The 18,214-nt window shown below is 42.7% G+C and carries 16 protein-coding genes; 5 read left to right on the top strand and 11 right to left on the bottom strand.

Going from position 1 to position 18,214, the window contains the following annotated elements:
- Positions 1-35 precede the first annotated feature (35 nt).
- A complete protein-coding gene (locus SYNPCCP_RS06465) occupies positions 36-3,230 on the bottom strand; it encodes an ATP-binding protein (RefSeq protein ID WP_010872451.1) in 3,195 nt (1,064 codons plus the stop codon).
- Between the two features lie 259 nt (positions 3,231-3,489).
- On the opposite strand from SYNPCCP_RS06465, the gene mutS reads away from it, so the two are divergent.
- Positions 3,490-6,126, top strand: a complete 2,637-nt coding sequence (mutS, locus tag SYNPCCP_RS06460; protein WP_041425962.1) for a DNA mismatch repair protein MutS — start codon at positions 3,490-3,492, stop codon at positions 6,124-6,126.
- Positions 6,127-6,294: 168 nt separating this feature from the next.
- Here the strand turns inward: mutS and lptC are convergent, their stop codons facing one another.
- From lptC to SYNPCCP_RS06435, 5 genes are all read right to left on the bottom strand, one after another.
- A complete protein-coding gene (lptC, locus tag SYNPCCP_RS06455; protein WP_010872449.1) occupies positions 6,295-7,413 on the bottom strand; it encodes an LPS export ABC transporter periplasmic protein LptC in 1,119 nt (372 codons plus the stop codon).
- A gap of 434 nt (positions 7,414-7,847) precedes the next feature.
- A complete protein-coding gene (locus SYNPCCP_RS06450; RefSeq protein ID WP_020861697.1) occupies positions 7,848-8,144 on the bottom strand; it encodes a KGK domain-containing protein in 297 nt (98 codons plus the stop codon).
- 10 nt (positions 8,145-8,154) lie between these two features.
- A complete protein-coding gene (locus SYNPCCP_RS06445) occupies positions 8,155-8,538 on the bottom strand; it encodes a KGK domain-containing protein (protein ID WP_010872448.1) in 384 nt (127 codons plus the stop codon).
- Between the two features lie 24 nt (positions 8,539-8,562).
- Positions 8,563-8,925, bottom strand: a complete 363-nt coding sequence (locus tag SYNPCCP_RS06440; RefSeq protein ID WP_010872447.1) for a KGK domain-containing protein — start codon at positions 8,923-8,925, stop codon at positions 8,563-8,565.
- Between the two features lie 88 nt (positions 8,926-9,013).
- Positions 9,014-11,452, bottom strand: a complete 2,439-nt coding sequence (locus SYNPCCP_RS06435) for a dynamin-like GTPase family protein (RefSeq protein ID WP_010872446.1) — start codon at positions 11,450-11,452, stop codon at positions 9,014-9,016.
- 113 nt (positions 11,453-11,565) lie between these two features.
- On the opposite strand from SYNPCCP_RS06435, the gene SYNPCCP_RS16765 reads away from it, so the two are divergent.
- Positions 11,566-11,808: an HNH endonuclease gene (locus SYNPCCP_RS16765; protein WP_041425959.1), complete on the top strand. Its 243-nt coding sequence runs from the start codon at positions 11,566-11,568 to the stop codon at positions 11,806-11,808.
- 3 nt (positions 11,809-11,811) lie between these two features.
- Here SYNPCCP_RS16765 and SYNPCCP_RS06425 read toward each other — a convergent pair whose 3' ends face one another.
- The 3 genes from SYNPCCP_RS06425 to SYNPCCP_RS17585 all read right to left on the bottom strand — a co-directional run bounded on the left by SYNPCCP_RS06425 (position 11,812) and on the right by SYNPCCP_RS17585 (position 12,933).
- Positions 11,812-12,105, bottom strand: a complete 294-nt coding sequence (locus SYNPCCP_RS06425; RefSeq protein ID WP_223211357.1) for a hypothetical protein — start codon at positions 12,103-12,105, stop codon at positions 11,812-11,814.
- 260 nt (positions 12,106-12,365) lie between these two features.
- On the bottom strand, positions 12,366-12,773 hold the full coding sequence (locus SYNPCCP_RS17590; RefSeq protein ID WP_223211356.1) for a hypothetical protein: 408 nt from the start codon (positions 12,771-12,773) through the stop codon (positions 12,366-12,368).
- A 4-nt stretch (positions 12,774-12,777) separates the two neighbouring features.
- The gene (locus SYNPCCP_RS17585; protein ID WP_223211355.1) at positions 12,778-12,933 is read right to left on the bottom strand and encodes a hypothetical protein; all 156 of its coding nucleotides are present in this window, start codon (positions 12,931-12,933) and stop codon (positions 12,778-12,780) included.
- Positions 12,934-13,132: 199 nt separating this feature from the next.
- Here SYNPCCP_RS17585 and SYNPCCP_RS06415 point away from each other — a divergent pair, with 199 nt between their 5' ends.
- The 3 genes from SYNPCCP_RS06415 to SYNPCCP_RS06405 are packed head-to-tail and all read left to right on the top strand — an operon-like array spanning position 13,133 to position 15,316.
- Positions 13,133-14,002 (top strand): lipopolysaccharide assembly protein LapB, encoded by an 870-nt coding sequence (locus SYNPCCP_RS06415; protein ID WP_223211354.1) that lies wholly within the window; start codon positions 13,133-13,135, stop codon positions 14,000-14,002.
- Positions 14,003-14,048: 46 nt separating this feature from the next.
- Entirely contained in the window at positions 14,049-14,744 is a 696-nt protein-coding gene (pyrF, locus tag SYNPCCP_RS06410; protein ID WP_010872442.1) for an orotidine-5'-phosphate decarboxylase, read from the top strand.
- Positions 14,723-15,316 carry a hypothetical protein gene (locus tag SYNPCCP_RS06405; protein ID WP_010872441.1) on the top strand — a complete coding sequence of 198 codons (594 nt, stop codon included), beginning with the start codon at positions 14,723-14,725 and terminating at the stop codon, positions 15,314-15,316. Before pyrF ends, SYNPCCP_RS06405 begins: the two co-directional genes overlap by 22 nt.
- On the opposite strand, the gene egtD is transcribed toward SYNPCCP_RS06405, so the two are convergent.
- Complete coding sequence (gene egtD / locus SYNPCCP_RS06400) at positions 15,309-16,322, bottom strand: L-histidine N(alpha)-methyltransferase (RefSeq protein WP_010872440.1); 1,014 nt, start codon at positions 16,320-16,322, stop codon at positions 15,309-15,311. The genes SYNPCCP_RS06405 and egtD overlap by 8 nt on opposite strands.
- Before the next feature lie 100 nt (positions 16,323-16,422).
- The gene (locus SYNPCCP_RS06395) at positions 16,423-18,147 is read right to left on the bottom strand and encodes an ABC-F family ATP-binding cassette domain-containing protein (RefSeq protein WP_010872439.1); all 1,725 of its coding nucleotides are present in this window, start codon (positions 18,145-18,147) and stop codon (positions 16,423-16,425) included.
- Positions 18,148-18,214: the final 67 nt, after the last annotated feature.

The raw sequence follows: 18,214 nt of genomic DNA, 5'->3' as shown, positions 1-18,214 counted from the left end.
TTCCCAATTTTTGATAAAACGATAATCATAAAAAATCAGTCTCTTCTAAAGATAGCTTTCCAATCACTTTTCTCTGCCCATAATATGGGAAGGCTATTATTGGGACAGGTTTCAAAAAAAGAAACTAGGAGCTGATTATCTTTGTATCCTAAAGGCATTGTTTTAACAAGTTTACTGCCATAAGTATAAGCAATTTCTTTTGCTTTATTCCTTTCCTGAGAAGAATTAAACATTGATGAACTCTCACTGAAACACTGATCTTGTTCGGTGAGATGATCGCAGACAAATACCTTGACATTAAAAGGTAATTCATTTCCTTTTATTTCAATATTTTCTATGCCCGATTCAAAGCCACAGATAGCACCAACAAAGACTGTAATTTTATGTTCTTTTATCAGAGATCCACATAAATTACTCAATGTATCAAGCCCTCTAATGATTGATTGACCAGAACCAATTATATCTTCTATAAAAACAATTCTTTGAATTTCTTTATCTTGGATAATAGCTTCTTTGATTTTAGACAAAGACACATTATGTGAACTACTACGATAAAAATTATTTACCGTCGCATATAATCTTAAGTAGGTAGAACCGCTTTTTGTTGGACTCCCAAAAGCACTTAATAAAACTTCTCTTGTTTTTGTTTCCCCTTTTGCATTTTTGGGAAGCTTGTATACCAATCCTTTTTTTACCTCATTATGAATGATTCCTAGTTTTTCTCTAACTTCTATTTGTGTATAAAACTTTAAATTTAACAATAGAATGAACATAAGACGTTTTTCAATATTGTTTGAAAATTGATCAAGCCAACTGCGAATGTGTTGAGGTGTAATTTGTTGTGCTCTGTATGTTGCGATCTCTCCCCATGATTTACATAAATCAACAATTTCTGTGTCTTCAACATAAGCCCTGTCCTCTTCTTTTTCTAATTCTTCAATAGCTTGCTCATCAAGAGCTTCAGATGTAATGATGTTAAAACCTTCATTTGTTAGCCATTTATCAAAGAATAAAGGCTTAAATCTATAGTTTTCAGATTCCTCAATCAAAATTTTGCGATTGACGAAACTTTCAAATACCTTTGTTGTTACAGTCTTGTCTAATATGCTATTATTCAGAACGACTTCTTTTGTGAAGCTGTTCTTGCCTGAGCGAATTTCTCTAGCATAAGAAATTAAAAATTTTCGTCTCTGAGTTTCAATTTTGTCTACTTCTACTGGATCGCTTTCTTTAATTCCATCTTTCCAGAAATGATTAACATTATTACTATTAATGGAAGATAAACTCTTTGAGATTGCTTTAGTAACTTCTTCATAAGAAACATAAGCGTTTCTGGTTTCACAAGCCATATTATAAATATTTCCACATATTAATTTTGTAAAAAATGGATTTCCTTCTGTCATTTTATAGAGTTCTAATATTGCATTATCAGTAAATTCTATTATTCCTTCAACAGGTTTGCATACTAAGTCTTGAAAGTCTTTCCAAAATCTTCCTTTATCAAAATAATCAACTGGAAAGGATTCAAATTTATTTAATTTATCAGTTGATTGATTGATTGTCGTCATATTCTCTCCGCCAACTAAAATAAATCCAATATTATTGTTACTGCTTAAACTTCTAATATTATGAAAAAAATTGTCTCCGATATCCGTCAGCTTGTATAATTGAGAAGGAATTTCATCGAACTCATCAAGAATAATCACAAATTTGTGATTGGGTTCAATTTTTCGTATTTTTCTAAATAATTTATCTAAAGGTGTAATTGAATCTTCAAACTCAAACCCTGGAAGTTTATATTCATTGAATGGTTGATCATCAATGATTTCTTCATAAATATATTCCCCTAAAGATTTTAAGAATTTTTCGGGAGAACTTTTATCAAGGGAACCTACTGAAATATAAATTGCAGTATAGAGTGAATGTTTTTTTAGCTTATTTTCAATGATTTTGGCAATTGATGTTTTTCCAACTCTCTTTTGTCCAAAGATGATTGAAGATTCTAATTCGTCAGAGAAAATTTTATTTTCAAGCTGTCTAATTTGTTCTGAACGACCAATTAAATCGTTTTCTTTAGAAATAGCCTCTAAACTGTAGGGTTTTTCCTTACTTAATTTTTCCCAGTTTAGTTCTGTATTTTGTGGAAGCAACTCACCACTAAATTCTTCATGGCACCTGGTCTTGTCGCAGTTATACCAATCAACTCTACCCAAGATAATTTCTTCTAGTTTTTCTTTGTTTTTCTGCACAAGAATTTTGGCTTCAAATATCCGATGTGTAGATTCTAATGGCTCGAGATTTCCAATATATATTTTAGGGTCATAAAGCATCAATAAACTATCATCTACATCAAGAGTAACTTCAATATCAAAAGCTTTTCCTTTGCCTATATTATTCACTTGAATTTCTATATTTAATAGTTGGTCTTTTATGTGGAGAGGATATTTTTTCTTTATGAGTTCTACACGTATTATTGTTGGAACAATATCATCTCTCTTTGTATAATCTTCATCAACTAAATTAAGTAGCCTCTTGAAAAAATTACCAATACAAGTTTCAACTAATTCTGATTGTTTGGAACATTGATCAATAAATTCCTGATAACTATTTTTTATATTGTCATAATAGTTGATTTTTGATTCAACAGAATTGCTTTTTTGATAATCTTGAAGAATTTTAAATAGTGATTGTATTTTAGGTTTACTTAAGATATCTTCATCTGAAAACTGTCTAAAAATAAAGCTATTAACTTTATCAGCAAACAAAAATTGCATAAAGTCGCTTTTGAATTTATCCAAATCCTTCAAGTCACAAATTGATTGTTCAAGATTAAAGAACTTGCGATTTAAATTTCCTTCAATTTCTTGAAGTTTTGATGTTTTTTCTTCTTTATCTGATTTAATATCTATCTGAAACTGCTTATAAATATCCACTAAAATCTCATCGAATAAATCAAATGTTTTATTGCGTAGTGTGACACTATTGTGATTCCAAACTACGCTTTGATTCCTGCATAAGGCTCTTAGCATAGATACGGCTATTAGTTTTTTTTGGTTGGTACTTGTTCGCTCATTAAATAAAGCTGAAATAAGGTTAGAACTCTGAGAAATATTTAAGGTTTCACAAATGGAAGCTAACAGTTCATCAGTTAAAACTTTTAACTCATCAACAGAACAGTCCTCAAGCCTGTTTAAATTCTCTTCAATTCTCTTTATTTTAGTAAAATCCATAAGCCTTATGTGTTTTTTTATCCTATAAAATTTGCGTAGGAAGACACTCTTATGGTAATGGTAACAGAATAAAAGGCGATAAAACCGCCCGTCGATACTAATACGTGCTTTTGCAATGACGGCAAGACTTTACTAAAAATTTACTATATTTTTTCCTATGGATTGCCGACTTAAGTGCACTAATCAATGCACTAGTTTGATGATGGCTTTCGATAAATCTCATACAATTAAAGGCTGCTCCACAGAATTTTCCCTTTCCATGACTGATACTCCGATCCTCGGCACTGTTAAAGAACCCCAACGGGACTATCGCACCCTCGATCGCCAGAAGTTGACGCCGATGTTCCAGCACTACACGGAGGTTAAGGAACAGTATCAAGGGGCTTTGTTGCTTTACCGGGTGGGGGACTTTTTTGAGTGTTTTTTCCAGGATGCGGTGATCATTGCTAGGGAATTGGAACTGATTTTAACTAGCAAAGAGGGGGGCAAGGAAATCGGCCGGGTGGCCATGACTGGGGTACCCCACCACGCCTTGGATCGCTATGCGCGGCAGTTGGTGGAAAAGGGTTATGCGGTGGCCATCTGTGACCAGGTGGAGGATGCAGCGGAAGCCCAGGCAGAAAAACGCATGGTGGAACGGCAGGTGACCAAGTTACTCACCCCCGGCACTTTGACCGATGACAGTATGCTTCCGGCCAAGCGGAATAATTTCCTGGCGGCGATCGCCATGGTGGAGGATAAATGGGGCCTGGCCCATGCGGATATCTCCACTGGGGAATTTTTTACGTGCCAATCCAGTAATTTGGATGACCTAGCAGTGGAATTACTTCGACTCCAACCGTCGGAAGTATTGATACCCACCTCTGCCCCCGATATTCGCAATATTTTGCGCCCTGGGGAACCTTCAGAGCATATTCCTAAACAGTTACCCACCAGTTTTTGTTATTCTCTCCGTTCCCAAGCGCCCTTTTCCTTGGTGGAAGCAAAACAGAGATTACTAACCACTTTTCGAGTTAAATCTTTGGAGGGCATGGGCTGTGAAGGTTTACCCCTAGCAATCCGGGCGGCGGGGGGATTATTGGAATATATCGAAGATACCCAAAAAGCCCATGTGGTGCCCATTCAACCATTAAAAACCTATGGCTTAACCGATTTTCTGGTTTTGGATCACCAAACCCGACGCAACTTGGAAATTAACCAAACCGTGCGGGATGGTAGTTTCCATGGTTCCCTACTGTGGGCTTTAGATCGCACCAGCACCACCATGGGTAGTCGGGCTTTGCGGCGTTGGTTATTGCAGCCTTTATTGGATCTCAAAGGTATCCAAGCTCGCCAGGACACCATCCAAGAGTTGTACCATCATCCCGCTTTGCGTCAGGATTTGCGGCAATTGCTCCGGCAAATTTACGATTTGGAACGGTTAACGGGGCGAATTGGGGCCAACACCGCCAGTGCTAGGGATGTGTATGGCTTAGCATCTTCTTTGGTGCGGTTGACGGATTTAGCTGAGTTAGCTCAGGAAGGCCATAGCCCCTATTTAAAAGCCTTACAGACAGTGCCGCCGGAGTTGGAAGAATTGGGCAAATATGTGTTAGCCCACATTGTGGAAAATCCCCCCTTACATATTCGGGAAGGCAATTTAATTCGTAGTGGTGTTAACCCGACGTTGGATGAAATGCGTCAAAGTTTGGAAGATGATAATCAATGGTTAGCTAATTTGGAAGTAACGGAGCGGGAAAAAACTGGTATTGCTAATTTAAAAGTTGGTTATAACAAAGCCTTTGGTTATTATTTAAGTCTACCCCGCAGTAAATCGGAACAGGCCCCAGACAATTACATTCGCAAACAAACTTTAGTCAATGAAGAAAGATACATTACACCGGAATTAAAAGAGCGGGAAACCCGTATTCTCACCGCCCAAGCTGACTTGAATCAATTGGAGTATGAAATTTTTACCGAAGTGCGGGCCACAGTAGCAGAAAAAGCCCAACCAATTCGGGACGTGGCCAAGGCCGTAGCGGCGATCGATGTGTTGGCAGGTCTAGCGGAAGTGGCAGTTTATCAGGGTTATTGCCGTCCCATTATGCAAATGGAACCAGGCTTAATTGACATTGAAGCAGGTCGCCATCCAGTGGTGGAACAATCCCTTGGGGCAGGTTTTTTTGTTGCTAACGACACCCAATTGGGCCACGACCATTGGCATCCTGATTTAGTAATTTTGACGGGGCCCAACGCCAGTGGCAAAAGTTGTTATTTGCGTCAAGTTGGCTTAATACAGTTAATGGCCCAAACCGGCAGCTTTATTCCTGCTAAAACCGCGACCCTGAGCATTTGTGACCGTATTTTTACCAGAGTAGGGGCCGTGGATGATCTAGCTACGGGGCAGTCTACTTTTATGGTGGAAATGAATGAAACTGCCAATATTCTTAACCATGCCACGGCTAAATCCCTGGTATTACTGGATGAAATTGGCCGGGGCACGGCCACCTTTGACGGTTTGGCGATCGCCTGGTCGGTGGCGGAGTATCTAGCGGGGGAAATCCAAGCCCGGACAATTTTTGCTACCCATTACCATGAGTTAAACGAGTTGGCTTCTTTACTGGAAAATGTGGCTAACTTTCAAGTTACGGTGAAAGAATTGCCAGAGGAAATTATCTTTTTACACCAAGTAACACCGGGGGGAGCCGATAAATCCTATGGCATTGAAGCGGGACGTTTAGCGGGATTGCCTAGTTCAGTGATTACCAGGGCCCGCCAGGTAATGGCCCAGATTGAAAAGCATAGTAAAATTGCTGTCGGTTTACGTAAGGGTAATCGGGGTAAAGTTATGGCTAGTCAAGCGGCTGCTGAAGCAGCGGAAGATCAAGCTAAACAGTTAGATATTTTTGGCTTTTAGAACGTGTTTGAAAAGTTTCATTCTGCCCCCTAAATCTCCTCACTAAAGCTCCGGCAATAATGGGGGACTTTAACTCAGTTTTCTTCCAAATTTAGGCGTCCAGAGGGGCTTTTAAAACAGACTCTTAGAGTTGTAAACGTTACGAATTTGCTTAGTTAATAACTAGCTTTATTGATTGGGGAAAATCTCTGTCACTACCCTTTCGGGGCTAGTACTAGTTACCACCACATTATTATCCGGTAAAGATCCCTGGGCTAAATCCCCTGTGAGGTTAAATTTCACTCCTTTTTGTTGTTCATAGATAATATTTCCTTTTGCCTGCAACGTTTGGGGACCAAAATTGTAAGTTAACTCATCGGCATACAGTTGGGATTGTTGCTCCTGGCTCGTAGTATTAGTGCCCTGCTCTAGTTTAGCTATCCCGTCGGCTAGATTGACTGCTCCCCGGTTACCCCGCACAGTAATTTGTTGTTTATAATCCACAATAGTGATGGGATTATCGGTGGAGACAAAGCGGTTTAGGTAAGACCAACTAATGGGTTCGGCGGCAATTTGCAACGGCGGTTCAACGGATTTAAATTGATTTAAGCCTGCTAAATGTACCAACTGTTGTTTCAGCAACAATTCTGCTTGGTTACTTTTCACTTCGTCGGTGGCAGTTTTATCCACAAAGCGCACTAGGGTCAACGGGCGATCGCCAAAAACCCGGTTGTTTTTAATTTCCCAGGTAATTCTGTCGGTTTTGAGTTCCAAGCGACGGGGGTCCTTGGGTTGATTTTGGTCTTTGGTATTGTGTTCTGTCACCGCCACCACATCGCCGGACACAATCAGCTTTTCTTCCTTGGTTTCATAGCGTCCTTCCTTGGCGGTCACGGTCAAATCAGGGTGTTCCCCTTTCAAATTTTGCCGAGCAGTGAGAATGCTAGATTCCGTTTGCCACTCCACTTCCTGGGCCCGCAACACTGCCTTATTACGGGGGTCAAGGGCAACAATATTTTCCCGTAGAAATAATGCTTTGCCGTCTTCAATAATTTCTCCCTTATCCGCCTTCACCTGGAGCACCACTTTGCCATTTTCGTAAAAATCCCCTTTCACGTTCACTAGGGTGGCATTCTTCCCATCAACGCTATACCGAGCTTCCTCCACCTGAATTTTCCAGACAGTTTGCCCTTTAGCATTGGCTTGCTCTAGGGTGGCATTGTTGAGGGTGAGGCTACTTTCTTCCTTGGGCGGTGGGGGCTGACTTTTTTGTTCTAGGGGATCGGGCGGTGCACAACTGCTTAACATTAATGTGCTGAGGAGTAATCCCCCCCATAAAACGGAGGAGCAACGACGTAGGGGCAAAAAAAGTGAAGTTAGCAAAGTTTAACGAGATTATTTGAAAATAAATGATTAAATTAGGCTCTTTTCAGCAAACCAATCCCCAGAGAAAAACTATCAGGGATTTTCAGGCTCCATTACCGCTTTCAGTTTTCTATTCTAGGCGATCGCCATAATTAGGGTTGTTGTGGGTTAGCCAGAATAATGCCATGGTAACCATCCTGGCTTTATTGCCCGACTCCCTGGCCCAGATGCCCGATTAGCCCCGGCCGAGTTCCTCAGCTTTTTACAGGAGTATGGTGAATCATAATTGAGAGTTTAAAAACGCCTGTTACCTCTATTTCTAAACTCAACTTGTTAATATTTAATATTTCAGCTCCCTGATTTTATCCCTAAATTTTTTAAGATTGATTTTCGGTCATTTCTCGACGAATTTCATCGAGAGGTGATTCCGCTTCATCGGGAATAAATTCAAGGCTTATTTTAATTTTTCCTTTTTTCCATAGCTTACCGGGGGCAAGATATTGGCACTCTGTACCTTCAAATAACCACCTTTTGCCTATATCACTATTGAACCATTTTGTCAAAAAGGCTCCTAGTAATTCTTGAACAGTAAAAGTTTTATGATTAATACATATTTTGTCGGAGTCAGTTACTGAAACTACATCTTCAGGGTTAAGTAATTGTCTTTTGTCCATGGTAATGTCCTCAGCTACTTTGCTCTATTTCTCGACGAATCTCATCGAGGGGAGAATCCGAAACTGAATCTTGAACCTCATCCGGGATAAACTCCAGGGCAAAGATTATTCTAAATTTTCCCTTTAGCGGTTTGTCCAATTTAGGATCAATAATTTCAGCAATTATACCTTCTTCTGTAAAAATTTCTGGTTTAATATCGATTGATTTATGGTCTTTCAGACTAACTTGAAAAGCTTTATAAAAATAATCTTTATTACACCAGGGTACAGTTTTAAAGAAATTAACAAACTCACCGATTAAAGTTTTAATTTTGTAAAAGGAATGGTTATTACCACAATCAATAACAGTGTCTTCACTGAGTGAATTAAGGTAGCCAATTTTGTCGGTTTTCATATTTTTAATATTTCAATTGATAAATCATTGAAGATCAGATTGTATTTCTCGACGAATTTCATCTAACGGAGATTGATATTCATTTGCCTCAGGCTCATCGGGAATGAACTCTACAGACACATTAACTGCAATCCTTCCTTTTTTCCAGCCACTGGATCCAGCTTTTAAAATTCGACAATCAACACCTTGACCCAAGTAAATGCTTGCTCTAGATCCAAGTTCTAATTGCTCAATAAATTTCTCTTGTGGTGGCTGCTGAAAAGAATATTCTAAGGTATGTTTAATACGAGATACTGAAAACAATTTGCCGGGAAACTGTTTGTCTAATAACTGTAGGACGTCATCAGCATTTAGGGATTCTAGGAATTCGTCGTAGATAATTTGCATTGCTTGTATGTCAGAAAGGTTACTTAAATCAAAAGAAAAATTATTCAGCTATTTGCTGGTCTCAATGTAGATTTTAATTCATGGTTGATTATTCTACTATTTCCACAAAATCTGCATCTGCAACTATTTCTGCTTGCTTAGTAATGTCTGATTCTGTAATAACAGGTAACTGCTCAAAAATTTGCATGGCTTTTAAACATTCATTAATGCTAACAATACTCGTTTGGTAAAGATCGATTTTCTGTTTAATCTCCGATTGTAAACGGGAATTGCGAGCAATTTTTTCTTCGGCATCCTGTTCCAACGTTTGCTCACGATATTTCCTTGCCACATCATACTGTTCTAAAATTATTTGGGCTTGTTCTTCTGCCATTGGTAGCAGATGGGTTTTTAGGGTATTATTGACGGTTTGTCGGAAATTTTTCCGTACAGTATTGAAAACTTTAGGTTCAAAATCTAGTTTTAGCAACTCCTTAATAGCTGGTTCCGCTTCCACGATCGCCTGGGCATCATAACCCTGGGAAGTTTGCTGGAGAGTTTGCCGGAATTGATAAATGGAAAAAGTACCTTCATCATAAAATCGGGGACTTTCCCGCACATAACGATCACATTCCGTTCGAGCTTCATTAACCAAGGCTTTAGTTATATCTTCTTCCGCCCGTCGTAATAGTTGCTCAATACCGCCATCATTGCCAACCAAACGATAAACTTGATGGTAACAATCCACTTTTCGTAGGCGATCGCCTAATCGTTGAAAGAAATTTTTAACTAGCTCATGAATAGCTTCTATGAAAGCATCTTCCAATTCATTAGCAAGATAATATAAAGCCTCCACCAAAACTGCAATAAAAGGAGCTGTGGAATTACGAGGATGACTTTCCGTTGCTCGCTTATAGGCATTCATTACCGAAAAAGTTTTTAACAACTCATCTAATCGAGCCACCATTCTTGCTTTTAACTTAGTAAAATCTTGGTCAAATTCCCGATCATTGCCGATAACCACATCATTAATTTGAGCACTCATATATTTTTTGAACTCAATACCCAGATTTTGCATTTCTTGATTAAGCAAAGTTAATTCCTGAGCTTTCATCGCCGCAATTTCCCGGGGCTGACTATCTAACTGCCGATAATTTTCTAGATAAAATTGCCGTAGAGCAATACATAACGGTTGCAAATCATTAGCTAGAGTTGCAAATAGTTCAGGATATTTTTCCTCTGCTAAATAAAGACCAATGCCAGAACGAAAAGATTCAATTCCGCTGTCATGGATTAGTTGATCAACTAATGGTATTCCCCATTCACTTAAAATTCTGACATAATTTTCATTAGATGTTTCATAACCATTGACCGAGACCCGGAAAGCAGTGGACAATAACTTACCAGAATTAGCACAGTAGTTATTAAACTCGCTAACAAATTGTGGTGTTTCTTCCTCTCCGTCAAAACCTTTGATGGTGGTGGCAAAAATTGAGTCCAAGCCAAAACGAGTACTACTATTAGTCTGCTTAACTTGACTGCCGTAGAAACCAAGTAAACCACTGGTTTTATAGACCCTAGAATTATCCCGAAATTGCGACTGAATTAAACCCTCTAGCCGTTGTCGCAGTTGAGTATTGTACCAAGTATCGTCAATGCGATTAAACACATAAAATACCCGATCTCGGATGCCATGATTTTTGCTGATGCGTTCTAATAATTGTGTTTCTTCTGCACTCATATCTCCTGCTGCCGCTGGTTTAAGCACACAGATCACTGCTGAGGTATCCGGGCTTTCAATTTTACGGTAAGCTCTTTCCGCATCTTCTTTAACTGGGGCATCAATCCCTGGCAAATCCACCAAGACATTGCCATCTTTTAATAATGAGTGATTACAAAAATAATCCAATCGTTTAAGCACCGCACTATTAGCTCCCCGCCTCGCATAACCTGCCGCTTCAGCTAAACTAGAAAAATTTAACTGATCCATAGAATACGTGGAATTTTGTACAGTATTAATCCTTTCTCGATTTTGCTCAAATCCTATTAGTAGTAAGTGTAGAGCATTGGCTTGTTTGGCTCGTTCTGACTTATTTTCTCCCCCTTCTTCTGCAATTATTTTCTGACAATATTGACTAACCACCTTCACTGCTTCAGGTTGATTAATATTTAAATCCCCCACATTGACATTGAGATATTTTGCTAAAATCAAAGCCTGCTGACGAATTTCCGCTTCACTCAAAAAAGTTAACACTACCCTTTCTTCATTGGCGTTAGCATATTCAATATGACATTCTGTCCCCGTGGCGTGACCTTCTGCACTATAAAGCAATTCCCGCTCCAACAACGCATTGATCAGCATGGACTTACCGGCACTAAAAGCCCCGGCAAAAACAATTTCAAACCGGGGGGACAGTGCCTTTCCTAAGGCCGTTTCCACAATGCTGGTGTCCTGCTGACTGCGGAGTGTGGGTTCCTGGCGCAGAAGCTCGATTAACTGATTAACTTGCTCACGGAGATTCTGACATTGGGGCGCAATCTTGGACATGGAAGCCTCGTTAGTGGAAAAATCGCTCTAATACAAGGCTATGCTCAAACTAATTGGCCGTTGACTTCGACTTTACAAAAATTGATATTTTCCTTGTTTCTTGTGCCACTCCCATGGAAAAAACGCCCCGTATTCCCATCCCTGCCGTCGTTCGTGAGTATGTTTTCCGAAGGGATAATTACCGTTGTCGAGCTTGTGGTTGTAGTCACAATGAAACGGCTTTACAGGTAGATCACATTATTCCTTTGGCAAGGGGCGGTAGTAATGACATGAGTAATCTGCAAACTCTTTGTCAGAGTTGTAATGGCAGTAAAGGAGCTAAGTTTGATCCCCGCTTTCGTCGTCGCCATTGCTAAGCATCAATGATCAAGATCGACAAAATTGATTAGCCTGTCGTGCTTGAGCGTAGTTGCCAACTCCAGTTCTTGGGTTTGTTCTTTTTCCCTTTTGCTATCCCAGACCATTAATTTCACCGCAACCTTGGCGATCGCCCCATCGTGGCCGACTGTTTTTGACAGAAACACTGCGCCGAACCCACCAATCCCAAGCAAGGTTTCAAGTAAGTACTTGTCCTTCAAATGGGTTCCCTCTAAGCTTTTCCAGGACTGTAAAAACATAAACTCTATAATCAAGTTGGGATCTTGGTAAAACAATGATAGTTCCACCAACTCAGGAAAACTGTAAAGATTAATAAAGTTGTTTAGTATTGAAATTTTATTTTGAGTTTGGACCTGTCTGTCGTCATTGACTGTGGCGATCGCCTTTTTTTGCTGTAGCCTAAGCAAAATTACGACGTGGGAAGTTATGAAAGAAGATCTATTGCCCTTTCTTGCAGGCGTTGGCCTGTTGGTGCTTTACCTAATTTGGTCCGCCAAAACCGAAATGGGTACCCGTTGGCCCTGGCGGAAATGAGTTATCGAGATGGGCAAAATTGATTAAGGTAACCAGAAACTAAGGCCATGCGATTGGGTTGGGTCTGTATGGTGAATGCTTCCCGCTCCAAGTCTTGGCGGTGAATATTGCCATACCTGAGCCAGAAAGGTTGGGCATAGACCAATGGTTCGGCCGTTACCCCCAGGGGGGCTAATTGACCTTTACCCTTACATACTTGGGCGGCATGGACTGCCTCATGGATAATGACCGGCACCGCAATACCCAGTTCAAAGGTGAGGGGATGAATCCAAATAGTGCGGCTTTCAGCATTGATTAATCCATAGGCTCCCCGCTGGGGAGGGGGCGACAACAAAACTTTGAATTGCTTGGCTTCCAATTGTTGCTTCACACTGGCAAAGTCTGGATCTGTGGAGGGCGTTTGGGCCATAACCTTAGCGGCAGGGGAAAACGTTAACCCAAAAGTCACAGCTAAGCCCAGCGGCATGATTAATTCCCGCCCAAGCTGCATAGGGATAAGGAAAGAAAAGAAAGATGCTGGGGAAAAATTCATCGGTGAAGTTAGCCTGGCTGAGGGGGGAATGGGGCATGGAACAAAATTGTTTCCGGCTCCTAAGGATGAAGATGGATGGCCAAAACAACGTCGGGCTAGATACAATAAACGCACACCACCAAGGTGTTGGGCCCTACCCTATTTAACCTAATGATTAGGTTTTGCTTTGGGTAAGCTGGGAGACTGTAACGTTCCCCCACGACGGCTCAAAACATTGATCGATGGAAAAATTTACTGTGTCAAAACGTCATTGGTTGCTTTTATGGGGACTACAACTGGGCTTGGCCGGTGGGGCGGCTCCGGTGTTTTCCCAGGCGGTTCTGCCCTACACCCCCAATTTAGACCAACAGCAGTTGGAAGATCAGGGCCTGGCGCTCACAGAAGATGTGGTGCAATTGGTGCGCTTTCAGCAGTACGACCTGGCCTTTCCCCGGGCTAAACTGGCAACCCAACTGGCCCCGGAACAGTTTCAAACCTGGTTCATTCTCGGCACTCTTTATCTACAGCAGGAGGAAGTGGAGCCGGGCATCACAGTGCTGAAAAAAGCCGAGGCCTTGGCTCCAGAGGAAGCAGGCATTAAGTTTACTTTGGGTAATGCCTATTTCCAAAAAGGTCAGTATGACCAAGCTGTGGAGGTGTTGCTAGCAGGTTTGGCCCAGCGCCCCGATACCCCCGCCGCTTTGTTTGATTTGGGGAATGCCTACCTCAAGTTGGTCAAATATCCCGATGCGGTCACTGCCTACCAAAAAGCATTGAAAGCAGAAGAGCAGTTCTGGCCGGCCCTCAACAATATTGGTTTGATTGAATACGAACAGGGAAAAATTGACACCGCCCTCAAACGTTGGCAAGAAGTGATCAAAATTGACTCCGAACAACCGGAACCCCAATTGGCGATCGCCGTGGCGTTGTATAAACAGGGCAAAACGGAGGAAGGATTGCGGAAGGCCCAGGATGCCCTCAATTTAGATAGTCGCTATGGGGAAATTGATTTCCTGGTCAAAAATCTTTGGGGAGAGCAGTTAATTGCAGATACGAAAGCCCTATTTGCTACCCCTACCATGGTGGAAGTATTGCGTACTTTGCCGCCCCCCAGTGACGACCTGTAAAAGCTCGAATTTTCCCATTCCTCTGCCATAACTCCTCAACTTTGCCATGACCCCAGACCAAGTAATTGTTGCCCTAGATGTGCCGGATTTACCCAAGGCGATCGCCTTAGTGGATCGTTTGCCAGGGGTAGGTTTTTGGAAGGTGGGGCTGGAATTATTTGTGGGGGCGGGGCCGGTCATTTTGGCGGAGTTAAAAGACCGGGGTAAAAGGATTTTTTTGGATCTGAAATTCCATGACATTCCCAATACGATGTTGGGGGCCTGCCTGTCTGCCAGTCGGTACGAAGTGGATTTACTCACTCTCCATGCCACTGCGGGAAGTCAAGCTTTAACCTTAGCCGCCCAAGCCATGGCCCCATTGCCCCATCCTCCCAAACTGTTGGCCATTACCCTGCTCACTAGCATTGGCGATCGCCAGTTACGGGAAGAGTTACAACAACCCTTAGCCGTGGATGATTACGTCAACGCCATGGCCCGGTTGGCCCGAAATGCTGGCATTGATGGAGCGGTGTGTTCCCCCCAGGAAGTGGCTAAACTGAGGCAAACCTGCGGCCCTGAATTTTTACTGGTTACCCCCGGCGTGCGGCCTCTCTGGTCGGCCCCAGGCGATCAACAACGGGTCATGATTCCCGCCCAGGCGATCGCCGCTGGGGCCAATTATGTGGTCATTGGTCGACCCATCACTGCTGATCCTAGTCCCGAAGCCGCTTGGGAAAGATTATGCCAAGACCTTGCTGTTTAAAATTGTTGGGCTTCTCCTCGGTAGTCAAATTTGGCCTATCTGTCACTGGCTTTGCCTTGATATTGGTCACAGGCCTGGGTTTAAGCTCCGCCCAAGCCAGAAATAGCCGCTCCCCCAACGGAGGCCACTGCCAACAACCGTTAGCGGAATTGATGCCCCCCCTACTGGACGCACTGCCCAGTTATACCAATCGGGTCATGCAACGGAGTCAAATTGGTGGCGTTCCTTTGAGAACTTACATTTTGATTGCTGGCAATGCGGATTTTGATCCCCTGCCCCTAGCTCAACAACAGTGGCAAACGGAAGTACCGGATACCACTAAACAGGTTTTTTTCACCACCCTGGAAAGAAGCTACACCGACCAACGGGCGATCGCCAGCCAGAATTTTTACTGGGCATTTTTTGTGCAAACGGAGCAGGGTTGGCAATTGGCCTTACTGTACCAACAATTAGGGGGAAGCTCCCCGGATCAGCCCCCTTCTCCCCGACGGGATGCCAGCACCGGGGCGATCGCCCAAGGCATTCGTTTATGGTTGAGGGATTGTCAGGCAGGGGTATTTGCTGCTAGTTGACCCGGCTTAAAATCACAGCAAACCATTGTTGGTCATCGGTCCACACTTGGAGTGGCTCTAGGCCATGGTCCGCCAATTGCCGGGGAATGGCGTTGGGATTGTTAGCATGGAGGGAAAATTTGCGGGATATTTCCGTCAGAATGGTTTCTCCAGCTTGCAGATCCACCGTTAAATCAAGATTTTCCAACCGCACCGTTTGCTTCGTGCCACTGCGTAAATACATTTCAATTTGGGATTTTTGCTGATTAAATACAGCCCGATGGGAAAAGTTATCCAACGCAAAATTACCTTGAAAACGCCAATTTAAATGGCGCAACATATTTAAATTAAATTCCGCCGTTACCCCTTGGGCATCGTTATAGGCGGCTTCTAAAATATCAGCAGGTTTGCATAAATCCACCCCTAATAAAAAGTAATCCCCTGGGTCTAACGCTTGACCTACTTGTTCAAAGAATACTTGACAATCTTCAGGGGAAAAATTACCGAGAGAACTGCCTAAAAATGCCATCAAACGATGGGGATAATTATGATCGGGCAATGATGCCAACGCCAACTGATAAGTACTTACTAAACCTTGCACCGTTAAGTGGAGATAGGTAGCTAAAATAGCCTCCGCATTTTCTCTTAAAATCGCTTCACTGATATCAACGGGAATATAGCGTAGGGCAATATTTTCTTCCGCAAAGGCATCTAATAAAATCCGGGTTTTAGTGGAACTGCCGCTACCCAATTCAATGAAGTCACAGGGCCCCGTAATTTGCACCAATTCCTTGGCGATCGCCTGGAGAATGCTCGCTTCGGTGCGGGTGGGATAATATTCCGGCAGTAAGCAAATTTGCTCAAACAGCAGGGAACCCCGGTCGTCGTAAAAATAGTGGGGCGGCAAAGTTTTAGGGGATTGCTGTAAACCAGCAATAACATCCTGGCCATGGTTGACATAGCTCTGGGGATGGCTGAGGAGCCGGTTTTCTATCTGCAGGCGGAGGGAATTTTGAACGGAGACCATGGTGAGGTGCAAAAACTAACACATCCTCGCACCATAACCTGAACTGTCCCTCCAGATCGACAGACCAGGGATAGATTCAGAATTTTTACCCTGGCCGTATCTAAGGAGCAATCACTTTTTTGCTCTTCTGTTCTGCCTTTTTCGCCGCTTGTTTAGCCCGTTTTTCGGCTTGTTTTTTAGCAGCTTGTTCAGCGGCCAGACGACGCTTTTCTTCGGCTTTTTCCACTTCTAACTTTTCTAAATAGTAGTGGTAATCACCGCTGTAAGCCACCAGTTCCCCGTCCCGAACTTCCACTATTTTATTAGCTACTCGAGAAATAAAATAACGGTCATGGGAAACTAGTACCACGGTGCCTTCATATTCCTGCAAAGCTTCTTCCAGCATTTCTTTGGCGGGAATATCCAAATGGTTGGTCGGTTCATCAAGGATTAAAAAGTTGGCCGGGGTGAGCAACATTTTCGCCAAGGCTAAACGGGCTTTTTCCCCCCCACTGAGGGCGGCCACTTTTTTAAACACCGTTTCCCCAGAAAAGAGAAATCTTCCTAACAGGGTCCGCACTTCTTCATTTTTCCAGTCGGGCACTTCATCATGGATGGTCTCCATAACGGTTTTTTCTAAATCCAAAGCTTCCGCTTGGTTTTGCTCAAAATAGCCGGGCAAAATATTGTGTTCCCCTAATTTTATTTGCCCTTCGTCTGGCAATTCCATACCCATAATCATCCGCAGGAGGGTGGATTTACCGCAACCGTTGGGCCCCAAAAAAGCAATACGATCGCCCCGTTCAATTTCCAAATTAGCCCCCAGGAAGAGCAATTTATCGTTAAAGGAATGGGAAATATCTTCAATAAGCGCCACTTGCCGGCCACTGCGGGGGGCAGGGGGGAAATGGAATTTTAGGGTTCTTACTCCACCCACAGGAGCTTCTACCCGTTCAATTTTTTCTAGTTGCTTTTCTCGGCTTTTCGCTTGGGTACTGCGGGTGGCACTGGCCCGGAATTTATCCACAAAAGCTTGTTGTTTAGCCAAGGCCTTTTGTTGATGTTCATAGGCACTGGCCAGGGCAAGATTGCCTTCTTCTTTCTGCACTAGATAACTGGAATAATTGCCCAGATAGGTGGTGGAAATTCCCCGTTCCGTTTCGACAATTTTGGTGCAAAGCCGGTCGAGAAATTCCCGGTCATGGGAAATAATCACCATGGGAGTTTTTAAGCCCTTGAGGTAAGTTTCTAGCCATTCAATGGTTTCTAAATCTAAATGGTTGGTGGGCTCGTCCAACAGCAGTAAATCCGGCTCCTGGAGTAAAATTTTGCCTAAACTGATCCGCATCTGCCAGCCGCCACTAAAGGAACTCACCAGGCGATCGCCATCCTCCGGCTCAAAACCAATTTCTGGCAAAATCCGCTCAATTTGCGACTCCAAACGATAACCGTCTAGGCCTTCAAATTGCCGCTGTAATTTATCTAATTTGTGAATTAAATTTTCTAGGGTATCGGGATCGGCTACTTCCATTTCCTGATGGACGTGGTGCATGGCATCCTGAACCTGGTTCGCCTCGGTGAATACCGTCCACATTTCCTCCCGCAAAGTACGGCTGGGAGTAACGTCAAATTCTTGGGTTAAATGGGCAATTTTCAGCGCCGCTGGGCGAATAATTTCCCCCGCAGTGGCCTCCACTTCCCCCATAATGATCTTGAGTTGGGTGGATTTTCCGGCCCCGTTGACCCCCACCAGGCCTACCCGTTCTTCTGGTTTAACTTCCCAGTTCACATCTTTAAGAACTTCGCCGGTGGGATAAATTTTGCGGATGTGTTCGAGTCGGAGCATAGGAATAGGGCTGGGGGGAAACTGAGCTTCCAGTGTATCGAAAAATTGCCTTTAAAAACCTGTGCCC

This window comes from Synechocystis sp. PCC 6803 substr. PCC-P (assembly GCF_000284455.1).
Lineage (GTDB): Bacteria > Cyanobacteriota > Cyanobacteriia > Cyanobacteriales > Microcystaceae > Synechocystis.
The sequence above is the reverse complement of the archived record's forward strand: the minus strand, read 5'-3'. Positions and strand labels throughout refer to the sequence as shown.